Raw genomic sequence first — 11,895 nt, 5'->3', positions numbered from 1 at the left:
GCGCACCCTTGGGCGGCGCCAGGTTGATCGAGATTGCTGCTGGCTGATTCAGCCCCGGCCGTGACGCTTGCGGTAACCTTCGAGGAAGCGCGCAATGCGGCCCATGGCCTCGGTCAGGTCATCGGAATTGGGCAGGAAGACGACACGAAAATGGTCGGGCGCGATCCAGTTGAAGCCCGTGCCCTGCACGATCAGGACCTTCGCTTCGGCCAGTAATTCATAGGCAAACTGCTGGTCGTCGGCGATCGGGTAGACCTCCGGGTCCAGGCGCGGGAACATGTACAGCGCGGCCTTCGGCTTGACACAGGTGACGCCCGGGATATCGGTCAGCAGCTTGTGCGCCAGGTCGCGCTGTTTCAACAGGCGCCCGCCAGGCCCCACCAGGTCTTGTATGCTCTGGTAGCCGCCAAGCGCCGTCTGGATGGCAAACTGCCCCGGCGCGTTGGCGCATAGCCGCATCGAGGCCAGCATGTTGAGGCCTTCGATGTAATCTTTTGCGTGGCGCTTTTCGCCCGAGACCACCATCCAGCCGGAGCGGTAGCCGCAAGAGCGGTAATTCTTCGACAGGCCGTTCATGGTGATGAACAGCACGTCGTCGGCCAGCGAGGCGATCGACACGTGCTCGGCTTCGTCGTACAGCACCTTGTCGTAGATCTCGTCGGCGAAAATGATCAATTGGTGCTGGCGCGCCAGTTCGACGATCTGCAGCAGCACGGAAACCGGGTATAGCGCGCCGGTGGGGTTGTTCGGGTTGATGACGACGATGGCTTTGGTTTGTGGCGTGATCTTGCGGCGCATGTCCTCGATATCGGGATACCACTCGTTCTGCTCGTCGCACACATAATGCACGGGGTTGCCGCCCGACAGGCTGACGGCGGCCGTCCACAACGGGTAATCGGGCGCCGGCACCAGCACTTCGTCGCCACTGTTGAGCAGGGCGTTCATCGACATGACGATCAGTTCGGAAGCGCCATTGCCCAGGTAAATGTCATCGATGGTCACGCCGGCGATATTCTTGCCCTGCGTGTAGTGCATGACGGCCTTGCGCGGCGCGAACATGCCTTTCGAATCCGTATAGCCGGCCGCGTTCTGCAGATTGAGCATCATGTCGCGCACGATCTCGTCGGGCGGATCGAAGCCGAATACGGCCAGGTTGCCGATATTGAGCTTGGTGATCTTGTGGCCTTCTTCTTCCATTTGCCTGGATTTTTCCAGGACCGGGCCGCGGATGTCGTAGCAGACGTCCGCCAATTTATTCGATTTCTGAATCGGTCGCAAAATAAATCCCTGTCGTGATGCGGCGCGGTAAGCAGAACTTGCAGCATGATAGCCGCGCCAGAACTATGAACCCGTGAAACTGCGATGCGAAAGACTGCAAGGCGAAAACAACCATTCTCGCCGAAAACAGGCCATTTTATCAAATTAAACATGGCGAAGCCCGGCATTTGACGCCGATTCTGCCACGCTGGCGCATCCGGACGACAATCCGGCGGGCGCCATCTTCATCTTCCCTTAATCTTGCAGCATTACCATGGCGCAAGCAGGCACCGCCACTGTGGCGCCGAACATTGCAATTTGGAAAGGATGTTGCTTTTCAGTCGCTCTTTTCTGTCATTTATGGCATGCTTACGCCCTTGGCCGCAGCACGCAATTTGGCCGCGCGCGCACCGATCAACCGACACGACCAGCCCCCGATATCGCCATGAAACTCCATGCCAGCAGCACCCAACAATACCAGACTGTCACCGGCTATGACGAAAACGGCGTCGAGATCAATGCCCAGCCGTACAACTACAGCCTGATCGTCATGCCGGAAATGTCCCCCCGGGCGTGGGAAGTGGACAGTTTCGAACAGCTCAACGAGGCGCATTTCGCGCAAATCCTGGCCGATGCGCCCGACGTGGTCATCCTCGGCACGGGCGAGCGCCAGCGCTTCGTGCACCCGAAGCTGACGGCCGCGCTGACCATGCGCCGCATCGGCGTCGAATGCATGGATAGCCAGGCTGCCTGCCGCACCTACAATATCCTCATGGGCGAAGGCCGCAAAGTCACCCTGGCACTGATCCTGGCCCCGGCCGCAGGCAAGGCCGCATGAAAATCAATGTCAACGAACTGCACTCGTCGCGGGTGCTGATGTGGTCCCTGCTGGGCATCTTCATCGTCGTCACCCTGTATGCGCTGGGCGTGCGCACCCTGGTGCCGCCCGACGAAGGCCGCTACGCCGAGATGGCGCGCGAAATGTTCGTCACGGGCGACTGGATCACCACGCGCCTGAACGGCATCAAGTACTTTGAAAAACCGCCGCTGCAAACCTGGATGAATGCGCTGACCTTCGCCGCTTTCGGCCTGGGCGAATGGCAGGCACGCCTGTGGACTGGCCTGTGCGGCATCCTCGGCGTGTGCATGACGGCGTATGCGGGCAAGAAAGTGTTCGGCCCGCGCGTGGGCCTGTATGCGGGCCTGGTGCTGGCGTCGAGCCTGTTCTGGCTCGCTTCCGGCCAGATCAATTCGCTGGACATGGGCCTGTCGGGCATGATGACCCTCACCCTGGGCAGCCTGCTGATCGCCCAGCGCGACGACGCCACGGCAACCGAGCGGCGCAACTGGATGCTGGCTTGCTGGGCCGCGATGGCGCTGGCCGTGCTGGCCAAGGGCCTGATCGGCATCGTGCTGCCGGGCGCCGTGCTGGTGCTGTATTCGCTGTGCGCGCGCGACTGGCGCATCTGGACGCGTTTGCACCTGGTCAAGGGCTTGCTGGTGTTCTTTGCCATCGCCACGCCGTGGTTCGTGCTGGTCGCCCTGCGCAATCCGGAACAGCCGCACTTCTTCTTCATCCACGAGCATTTCCAGCGCTTCCTGATGAAGGGCCACAAGCGCGAAGGCGCCTGGTACTACTTCCTGGTGCTGCTCATTCCCGGCATCCTGCCATGGATAGGCGTGCTGCCGCAAAGCCTGGCCGCGGCCTTCCAGCGCCAGGAAGGCGCCTTCCAGCCCCGCTTGATGCTGCTGGTCTGGGCTGTCTTCATTTTCTTCTTCTTCAGCTATTCGACCTCGAAACTGCCCGGCTATATCGTGCCCGTCTTTCCGGCGCTGGCCTTGCTGGTGGCGCTGTACCTGGAATCGGCCTCGCGCCGCCAGCGCATGCTGGCCGCAGGCCTGCTGTGCGTGCTGGGCGCGGCCGTCCTGATCGGCGGACCGATCGCCTTCGGCAAGGCCAGCGCGCGCGACGCGGACGCCTTGATCGCCCTCAAGGGCTACCAGCCATGGCTGATGGCGGCCGGCTTCTTTGCCCTGGCCGGCGGCGCCCTGGCCTTGCTGCATGCGCGCCAGTTGCGCCGCGACATGACGGTGCTGACGATTGCCGGCGCCGGCTTCCTGGCCACGCACTGCATCCTGGCGGGCTCGGAACTGTATGGCCAGAACCGCGCAGGCACCGACATGCTGCCGCAGATCCAGGCCGAACTGACGGCCGATACCAAGCTCTATTCGGTCGGCATCTATGAACAGTCGCTGACGTATTATCTGCAGCGGCCCGTGATCCTCGTCGATTACTGGGATGAATTCACGTTTGGCCTGAAACAGCAGCCCGAACTGTCCATCCCGAGCATCGAGCCTTTCATCACGCAGTGGACCAACGATGCCAACGCCGGCGTGCACGACATGGCCATTATCAGCCTGAACCGTTACAAGGAATTGCAAGAGCGTGGCGTGCCCATGCGTGTGATTGCCGAAGATGCGCGCCGCATGGTCATTGCCAACAAGTAAATATTTACAGGGGCGCGAGGCAGCACGGATCGCGCCCCCGGCCAGCTTGCCCCGCCTCCGCATCAGCAGGATTTTTCACCGCTGAAGGGGCTGCGCCGCCATACTGACGATATAAAGAGCCATGTCTGCCGGCGGCTTTTGACCGCACTGGCAACCTCGGCGACCCCGAACCACCGAAACATCACGACCCAAGAACCGCGCCCCATGACCTCTACCCTGCCCTTTTTGCCCTTTTCCAAACCCACCATCGACGAAGCGACCATCGCCGCCGTCGGCGAAGTGCTGCGCTCGGGCTGGATCACCAGCGGCCCGAAAGTGCAGGCCTTCGAAGCCCAGCTGTCCGAGTATTTCGGCGGGCGCCCCGTGCGCACCTTCAATTCGGGTACCTGCACCATGGAAATCGCGCTGCGCATCGCCGGCATAGGCCCCGGCGACGAAGTCATCACCACGCCCGTGTCGTGGGTCGCGACGGCCAACGTCATCATCGAAGTGGGCGCCACGCCCGTGTTTGCCGACATCGACCCCGTCACCAGAAATATCGACCTCGACAAGCTGGAAGCGGCCATCACGCCGCGTACGAAAGCCATCATCCCCGTCTACCTGTCCGGTTTGCCCGTCGACATGGACCGCCTGTACGCGATTGCTGAAAAGTACAATTTAAGGGTCGTGGAAGACGCGGCGCAAGCGTTCGGCTCCACCTGGAAGGGCAAGCGCATCGGCGCGTTTGGCGACTTCGTCTCGTTCAGCTTCCAGGCCAACAAGAACATCACCACGGGGGAAGGCGGCTGCCTCGTCCTGAACAACCTGGAAGAAGCCAGGCTGGCCGAAAAATACCGGCTGCAGGGCGTGACGCGCAGCGGCGTCGACGGCATTGACGTCGATGTGCTGGGCGGTAAATACAACATGAGCGACATCATGGCCGCCATCGGCCTGGGCCAGTTCGCCAACATCGACGCGATCACGGCCCACCGCCGCGCGCTGGCACGCCACTATTTCGCGCAATTCGGCAGCGACTTCGAAGCGCAGAGCGGCGCCCAGTTGCCCGTGCAGGATTTTGAAAACAGCAACTGGCATCTGTTCCAGATCATCCTGCCCGACAACGGCCCCGGCACGCGCGCCGCCTTCATGCAGCAAATGGCGCAGCAAAACGTGGGAACGGGCTATCATTACGCACCGATCCACTTGTTTACCATGTACCGCGAACGCGGCTTTACCGAAGGCATGTTCCCCGTCTCGGAAAAGATCGGCCGCCTGACCGTGACCTTGCCGATGTTCTACGCCATGACGACACAGGACGTGGAACGCGCCGTCGCCACCGTCAAATCCATTCTCATCAAATGAGCAGCGCGCCGATGAAACCTGAACTGTCCATTATCATTCCAATCTACAACGAGCAGGATGGCCTGGCCAGCCTGTTCGCCCGCCTGTATCCAGCCCTCGATGCCCTGCAGACGAGCTACGAGATCATCTTCGTCAATGATGGCAGCCGCGACAATTCGGTGGCCATCCTGGCGGAGCAGTTTCGCCAGCGCCCCGACGTCACGCGCGTGATCTTGTTCAACGGCAATTATGGCCAGCACATGGCCATCCTGGCCGGTTTTGAAGCCTCGCGCGGGCAGATCATGGTCACGCTCGATGCCGACCTGCAGAACCCGCCCGAAGAAATCGGCAATCTGGTGGCAAAGATGCGCGAAGGCTACGATTACGTGGGCTCAATCCGGCGCAAGCGGCAAGATTCCGCTTGGCGCACCCTGGCCTCGAAGATGATGAACCGGCTGCGCGAGCGCATCACCAACATCAAGATCACCGACCAGGGCAACATGCTGCGCGCGTATGGCCGCAACGTGATCGACCTGGTCAACCAGTGCGCCGAAGTCAACACCTTCGTGCCCGCCCTGGCTTACACGTTTGCCCGCAAGCCCACGGAAATTACCGTCGAGCACGAGGAGCGCGCGGCCGGCGAGTCGAAATACTCGCTGTACAGCCTGATCCGCCTCAATTTCGACCTGGTGACGGGCTTTTCGCTGATTCCCCTGCAAATCTTTTCGATGCTGGGCATGCTGCTGTCCTTCAGTTCGGCCCTGCTGGTGATCTATCTGCTGGCGCGCCGCTTCCTGTTCGGCGCCGAGGCGCAGGGCGTATTCACCCTGTTCGCCATCGCCTTCTTCCTGATGGGCGTGATCCTGTTCGGCATCGGCCTGGTGGGCGAATACGTGGGACGCATCTTCCAGCAGGTGCGCGCCCGTCCCCGCTACGTGGTGCAGACCATTTTGCAGGACGGCATGGCCCAGGCGGAAGCCGAGGCGCCATCGTACGTGCGCCTGGAAAAGCGCCAGGTGGGCCGCTGATGGGCGCCCCGCGCGCCGTCGTATTCGGCTACCACAATGTGGGCGTGCGCTGCATCAAGGTACTGCTGGCCGGTGGTGTCGATATCGCCCTGGTCGTCACGCACGAAGACAGCCCCACGGAAAACCTGTGGTTCGAATCCGTCGCCAGCCTGTGCCAGGCCGAAGGCATCCCGTACATCACGCCCGGTGATCCGCGCGCGCCCGAGCTGCTGGCGCAGGTGCAGGCGACAACACCGGACATGCTGTTCAGCTTTTACTACCGTCACATGTTGCCGGCCAGCATCCTGGAAGTCGCGCCCGCCTACAATATGCACGGCTCGCTGCTGCCGCAATTCCGCGGCCGTGCGCCCGTCAACTGGGCCGTGCTGCATGGCGCCACGCAAACGGGCGCCACCCTGCATGAAATGACGGTCAAGCCCGATGCCGGCGCCATCGTCGCGCAAACAGCCGTGCCCATCCTGCCCGACGACACAGCCTTTGAAGTCTTCGGCAAGGTCACCGTGGCGGCGGAACAAACGCTGTGGAACGTGCTGCCGGCCTTGCTGGACGGCACGGCGCCGCGCCAGCTCAACGATTTGCGCCAGGGCGGCTACTTTGGCGGGCGCACGCCGGAAGACGGACGCATCGACTGGAAGTTACCCGCGCAGCAGGTATACAACCTGCACCGGGCCGTCGCGCCACCCTATCCCGGCGCTTTCACCGAAGTCAACAATGTCATTTACACCATCGAAAAAGCCCGTTTGAGCAAGCATTCCGCAGGAAGTTTGCCACCGGGCTTGGCGGTAGTGGATAATTGTATCTTTGGCGTCTGCGGAGACGGCCGCATGCTGGCCATTTCCGCGCTGAGGGCTGCCGGGGAGCCGATTTCGGCTCAGCAATTGCAAGCAAGTCTGACCACCCGCGTCAGCACACACTGATATCACTCAAGAGAATCTCACATGAAAAAAGTCCTCATCTTAGGCGTCAACGGCTTCATCGGCCACCACCTGTCCAAGCGCATCCTGGAAACCACCGACTGGCATGTCTACGGCATGGACATGAACACGGACCGCATCACGGAATTGCTGGAAGATGACAACTACAAGTCGCGCATGCACTTCTTTGAAGGCGACATCACGATCAACAAGGAATGGGTCGAATACCACGTCAAGAAATGCGACGTGATCCTGCCCCTGGTGGCCATCGCCACGCCATCGACCTACGTCAAGCAGCCACTGCGCGTCTTCGAACTGGACTTCGAAGCCAACCTGCCTATCGTCCGCTCGGCCGCCAAGTACGGCAAGCACCTGGTCTTCCCGTCGACCTCGGAAGTGTATGGCATGTGCCATGACGAGGAATTCGACCCGGAAAACTCGGAACTGATCTGCGGCCCGATCAACAAGCCGCGCTGGATCTATTCAAACGCCAAGCAATTGATGGACCGCGTGATCTGGGGCTACGGCATGGAAGGCTTGAACTTCACCCTGTTCCGTCCCTTCAACTGGATCGGTGCCGGCCTCGATTCGATCCACACGCCGAAAGAAGGTTCCTCGCGCGTGGTGACGCAATTCTTCGGCCATATCGTGCGCGGCGAGAATATCTCGCTGGTGGACGGCGGCGCGCAGAAACGCGCGTTCACCTACATCGACGACGGCATCGATGCGCTGATGCGCATCATCGCCAACAAGAACGGCATCGCCAGCGGCAAAATCTACAACATTGGCAATCCGACCAATAACTATTCGATCCGCGACCTGGCCGGCATGATGCTGACCCTGGCCGCCGAGTACCCGGAATACGCCGAAGGCGCGAAACACGTGAAAATCGTGGAAACGACCTCGGGCGCGTACTACGGCGCCGGCTACCAGGACGTGCAAAACCGCGTGCCGAAAATCACGAATACCTGCGAAGAGCTGGGCTGGGCGCCGAGCACCACCATGGCCGATTCCCTGCGCAATATTTTCGACGCCTACCGCAGCCAGGTAGCCCAAGCCAAAGCCTTGATGGATTAATGTTGAGCAAGCCGTTCCTGACCCTGAAAATCGACGTCGATACCTATCGCGGCACCCGTGTAGGCATGGGCAATCTGGTGCGCATGCTGGCCGCGCACCAGGCCAAGGCCACCTTTCTGTTTTCGCTGGGCCCCGACCACACGGGTTGGGCCCTGCGGCGCGCCTTGCGGCCCGGCTTTTTCAGCAAGGTGTCGCGCACCTCGGTGGTCGAGCACTACGGCTTGAAAACCTTGATGTACGGCACTTTGCTGCCGGGACCCGATATCGGCAAGCTCTGTGCGGCGCAATTGCGTGCCGTGCGCGATACCGGTTTCGAGTGCGGCATCCACACCTGGGATCACACCCTGTGGCAAGACAACGTGGCCAAGCGCAACGCCGCCTGGACCATCAACATGATGCGCAAGGCCGCCAAGCGCTACGAGCAGGTGTTTGGCACAAAACCGCACACGCACGGCGCGGCCGGCTGGCAAATGAATGTCAGCGCCTTTGTCGAACACGACACGGCCGGCTACCGCTTTGCCTCCGATGGCCGCGCCATGCTCGATGCACGCGGCGCCATGGTGCATCCTGGCAATGGCCCGCATCGCGTGCGCAATGGCAACACCATCCTGCAATGCGTGCAATTGCCCACCACCCTGCCCACCCTGGACGAGCTGCTGGGCTGCGAAATCGACGGCAAACTGATCACGACGAGCAATGTTGCCGCGCATATATTGTCGTTGACGGCGGATAATCCGCGCGACCACGTATATACCTTGCATGCAGAACTTGAAGGACAGAAACTCGCCCCCATTTTCGAACAACTGCTGGCTGGCTGGAAAGCCCAGGGCTACCAGTTTGCAGCGATGGGCGATTATTATGAAAAGATAAAAAATACGGACTTGCCAGTGTGCCCCGTCACCTGGGATGAGTTGCCAGGCCGTTCGGGACGCCTGATTGTGCAGGGCAAAGCGGCCTGAATGCTGTATTGTTGCACCTGGATGCGTTGCCAGATTAAAAACCAGCGCTGATGATCACCGTTCAGGAGAGAACCTGTGGCTGATAGCCAATCCCTCGTTAGCATACCCGACTTTAGCGCCGCCATGACCAGCGGCAAAACCTTTCAGTTGCTGGGCCGTCCTGCCAAGGCCACGGTGCTGTTTTTCTATCCGAAGGACAACACCCCTGGCTGCACCACGGAAAACATCGCCTTCCGCGATGCGTATTCGCAATTTGTCGCCGCCGGCGTGGAAATCTACGGCATCAGCCGCGATTCCCTGCGCTCGCACGAAAGTTTCAAAGCCAAGCTGGAACTGCCGTTCGAGCTCATTTCCGACCCGGACGAAGCCGTTTGCCTGCTGTTTAACGTCATGAAGATGAAACAGATGTACGGCAAGACCGTGCGTGGCGTCGAGCGCAGTACGTTTGTGATTGACGCCCAGGGCCGATTGGTGAAAGAATGGAGAGGCGTGAAGGTCGCAACTCACGTGGAAGAAGTGCTGGAATTCGTAGCGCATCTGAATTGATCGTCCATTTTGATCCAATGCGCGTTGTCGGCTTCCAGCGAGCTTAGTTCAACCGCAGTTCAGTTCACGGTACCTATCGCCATTTTGAGTCAACGAAGCGCCTCCATCCACTCCGCCAGGCGGGCCTGTAGCCCGCCGATGGCGTCCATGACCGGCCATGCTGCCGGCCTTCCGGCAGTTACTCGTCCTGTAGCATTGTTGTTCCCCCGCATCCACCCCATGAGAAGTGCCGCCAGAAGCTGGCTGCCCATGGGCGATTCATTCCAGAAATTTTTTGATTGAGATCCTGATGCCACTGCCAAAATTACCGAGCAAGCCAGCCACCATCCTGGCCACCCAAGATTACCCAAGCGCAGGCGCAGCGCGCCCGGCCACCAAAACCCCGGCAGCCAAGAAAGTGGCTGCACCGATTATTGAAGCGGCGATCGCCGAAGTTGCCAAGCCGGTCCGCAATGCGGCCACGAAGATCAAGCAAGTCGCTGCCCTGATGGTCGCCAAGCCGGCGCAGGCGCCTGCGCCGGTTGCGGCCGCCCCTGCCGCCGTACCTGCTGTTGCAGCGAAAGCCAAGCCGGCGGCAAAAGGCAAGGTCACGCCGATCAAGCCCGTCAAGCAAGCCGAGCAGCCACACCCGGCCAAGCACAAGGCTGTGGAAGTGCAACTCAAGTCGTCCGCCAGCCGCGCCGCCGACCAGCGCGGCATCAGCAAGCTGTTCGTGCTCGACACGAACGTGCTGATGCACGATCCATCGTCGCTGTTCCGCTTCGAGGAACACGATGTGTACCTGCCGATGATGACTCTGGAAGAGCTGGACAACCATAAAAAGGGCATGACGGAAGTGGCGCGCAATGCGCGCCAGGTCTCGCGCACCCTGGATGCCCTGATCAGCAACACGGACGACGATGCGATCGAACACGGCATCTTGCTGTCCAAGCTGGGCAACAAGGACGCCAAGGGCCGTCTGTTCTTCCAGACACGTTTGCAAAGCGCCGACTTGCCGGCTGGCTTGCCAGTGGGCAAGGCCGACAACCAGATCCTCGCCGTCGTGCGCTCGCTGGAATCGGAACAGGAAGGCCGCCCCGTGGTGCTGGTGTCGAAAGACATCAACATGCGTATCAAGGCGCGCGCCCTGGGCTTGCCGGCCGAAGATTACTTCAACGACCATGTGCTGGAAGACACGGACTTGCTGTACTCGGGCATCGTGCAATTGCCGGACGACTTCTGGAACAAGCACGGCAAGGACATGGAATCGTGGCAGGAAAGCAAGAACGGCTACAGCTCCACCTTCTACCGCGTGACGGGCCCGTTCATTCCATCGCTGCTGGTCAACCAGTTCATCTACCTGGAACCGAAAAACGGCGAAACGCCATTCTACGGCCAGGTCAAACAGATCAACGGCAAGACGGCCGTGCTGCAAACCCTGCGCGACTTCAGCCACACGAAGAACAATGTGTGGGGCGTGACGGCACGCAACCGCGAGCAGAACTTCGCGCTGAACTTGCTGATGAATCCGGAATGCGACTTCGTCACCCTGCTGGGCCAGGCCGGTACCGGCAAGACCTTGCTGGCCCTGGCCGCCGGCCTGGCGCAAGTGCTGGAAACCAAGCTCTACAATGAAATCATCGTTACCCGCGTGACGGTGCCGGTGGGCGAAGACATCGGCTTCCTGCCCGGCACGGAAGAAGAAAAGATGTCGCCATGGATGGGCGCCTTCGACGACAACCTGGAAGTGCTGAACAAGTCCGACTCCGATGGCGGCGAATGGGGCCGTGCGGCAACGCAAGACCTGATCCGCTCGCGCATCAAGATCAAGTCGCTCAACTTCATGCGCGGCCGCACGTTCGTGAACAAGTTCCTCATCATCGATGAAGCGCAAAACTTGACGCCGAAACAAGTCAAGACCCTGGTCACGCGCGCCGGTCCCGGCACGAAGATCCTGTGCCTGGGCAACATCGCGCAGATCGACACGCCGTACCTGACGGAAGGCTCCAGCGGCCTGACCTACGTGGTCGACCGCTTCAAGGGCTGGACCCACAGCGGCCACGTCACCCTGGCCCGCGGCGAGCGTTCGCGCCTGGCCGATCACGCCAGCGAAGTGCTGTAAGTTTTGACCGGGCGGCCCGAGCCGCCGCTACAACAGAAAGCCCCGGCTGCAGCAATGCAGGCGGGGCTTTTTTTACGGTGCGCCCGGCAGGGCGCACTCACTGGGAGGTGCAAGTCCTCTACTCGCCCGACAAGGGGAAGAGTTAGCTGAACGGCAAGGGTGCCGCGGGCGACTGCGGATCTGGA

The 11,895-nt window shown here is 60.9% G+C and carries 10 protein-coding genes; 9 read left to right on the top strand and 1 reads right to left on the bottom strand.

The window, feature by feature from the left end; translation table 11 throughout:
- Positions 1 to 48: 48 nt before the first annotated feature.
- Positions 49 to 1,278 carry a pyridoxal phosphate-dependent aminotransferase gene (locus ACQ4WS_RS21265; protein WP_436479011.1) on the bottom strand — a complete coding sequence of 410 codons (1,230 nt, stop codon included), beginning with the start codon at positions 1,276 to 1,278 and terminating at the stop codon, positions 49 to 51.
- Positions 1,279 to 1,702: 424 nt separating this feature from the next.
- On the opposite strand from ACQ4WS_RS21265, the gene ACQ4WS_RS21260 reads away from it, so the two are divergent.
- From ACQ4WS_RS21260 to ACQ4WS_RS21220, 9 genes are all read left to right on the top strand, one after another.
- The gene (locus ACQ4WS_RS21260; RefSeq protein ID WP_436479010.1) at positions 1,703 to 2,095 is read left to right on the top strand and encodes an Mth938-like domain-containing protein; all 393 of its coding nucleotides are present in this window, start codon (positions 1,703 to 1,705) and stop codon (positions 2,093 to 2,095) included.
- A complete protein-coding gene (locus ACQ4WS_RS21255) occupies positions 2,092 to 3,765 on the top strand; it encodes a glycosyltransferase family 39 protein (RefSeq protein ID WP_436479009.1) in 1,674 nt (557 codons plus the stop codon). Before ACQ4WS_RS21260 ends, ACQ4WS_RS21255 begins: the two co-directional genes overlap by 4 nt.
- A gap of 204 nt (positions 3,766 to 3,969) precedes the next feature.
- Positions 3,970 to 5,106: a DegT/DnrJ/EryC1/StrS family aminotransferase gene (locus ACQ4WS_RS21250; RefSeq protein WP_436479008.1), complete on the top strand. Its 1,137-nt coding sequence runs from the start codon at positions 3,970 to 3,972 to the stop codon at positions 5,104 to 5,106.
- 11 nt (positions 5,107 to 5,117) lie between these two features.
- Entirely contained in the window at positions 5,118 to 6,113 is a 996-nt protein-coding gene (locus ACQ4WS_RS21245; protein ID WP_436479007.1) for a glycosyltransferase, read from the top strand.
- Positions 6,113 to 7,030: a formyltransferase gene (locus ACQ4WS_RS21240; protein WP_436479006.1), complete on the top strand. Its 918-nt coding sequence runs from the start codon at positions 6,113 to 6,115 to the stop codon at positions 7,028 to 7,030. The genes ACQ4WS_RS21245 and ACQ4WS_RS21240 overlap by 1 nt, the downstream gene beginning before the upstream one ends.
- Positions 7,031 to 7,051: 21 nt before the next feature.
- On the top strand, positions 7,052 to 8,104 hold the full coding sequence (locus ACQ4WS_RS21235) for a bifunctional UDP-4-keto-pentose/UDP-xylose synthase (protein WP_436479005.1): 1,053 nt from the start codon (positions 7,052 to 7,054) through the stop codon (positions 8,102 to 8,104).
- Positions 8,104 to 9,063 (top strand): polysaccharide deacetylase family protein, encoded by a 960-nt coding sequence (locus ACQ4WS_RS21230; RefSeq protein WP_436479004.1) that lies wholly within the window; start codon positions 8,104 to 8,106, stop codon positions 9,061 to 9,063. Before ACQ4WS_RS21235 ends, ACQ4WS_RS21230 begins: the two co-directional genes overlap by 1 nt.
- 75 nt (positions 9,064 to 9,138) lie before the next feature.
- Positions 9,139 to 9,609 carry a peroxiredoxin gene (locus ACQ4WS_RS21225; protein WP_034785468.1) on the top strand — a complete coding sequence of 157 codons (471 nt, stop codon included), beginning with the start codon at positions 9,139 to 9,141 and terminating at the stop codon, positions 9,607 to 9,609.
- Between the two features lie 289 nt (positions 9,610 to 9,898).
- Positions 9,899 to 11,710: a PhoH family protein gene (locus ACQ4WS_RS21220; protein ID WP_436479003.1), complete on the top strand. Its 1,812-nt coding sequence runs from the start codon at positions 9,899 to 9,901 to the stop codon at positions 11,708 to 11,710.
- Positions 11,711 to 11,895: the final 185 nt, after the last annotated feature.

It is taken from the genome of Janthinobacterium leeuwenhoeki (assembly GCF_051380795.1).
Classification (GTDB): Bacteria; Pseudomonadota; Gammaproteobacteria; order Burkholderiales; family Burkholderiaceae_D; genus Janthinobacterium.
The sequence above is the reverse complement of the archived record's forward strand: the minus strand, read 5'-3'. Positions and strand labels throughout refer to the sequence as shown.

Coding starts and splice junctions, on each gene's coding strand:
- ACQ4WS_RS21250 (WP_436479008.1), top strand. CDS start 3,970: ATGACCTCTACCCTGCCCTTTTTGCCCTTTTCCAAACCCACCATCGAC.
- ACQ4WS_RS21255 (WP_436479009.1), top strand. CDS start 2,092: ATGAAAATCAATGTCAACGAACTGCACTCGTCGCGGGTGCTGATGTGG.
- ACQ4WS_RS21260 (WP_436479010.1), top strand. CDS start 1,703: ATGAAACTCCATGCCAGCAGCACCCAACAATACCAGACTGTCACCGGC.
- ACQ4WS_RS21220 (WP_436479003.1), top strand. CDS start 9,899: ATGCCACTGCCAAAATTACCGAGCAAGCCAGCCACCATCCTGGCCACC.
- ACQ4WS_RS21235 (WP_436479005.1), top strand. CDS start 7,052: ATGAAAAAAGTCCTCATCTTAGGCGTCAACGGCTTCATCGGCCACCAC.
- ACQ4WS_RS21245 (WP_436479007.1), top strand. CDS start 5,118: ATGAAACCTGAACTGTCCATTATCATTCCAATCTACAACGAGCAGGAT.
- ACQ4WS_RS21230 (WP_436479004.1), top strand. CDS start 8,104: ATGTTGAGCAAGCCGTTCCTGACCCTGAAAATCGACGTCGATACCTAT.
- ACQ4WS_RS21240 (WP_436479006.1), top strand. CDS start 6,113: ATGGGCGCCCCGCGCGCCGTCGTATTCGGCTACCACAATGTGGGCGTG.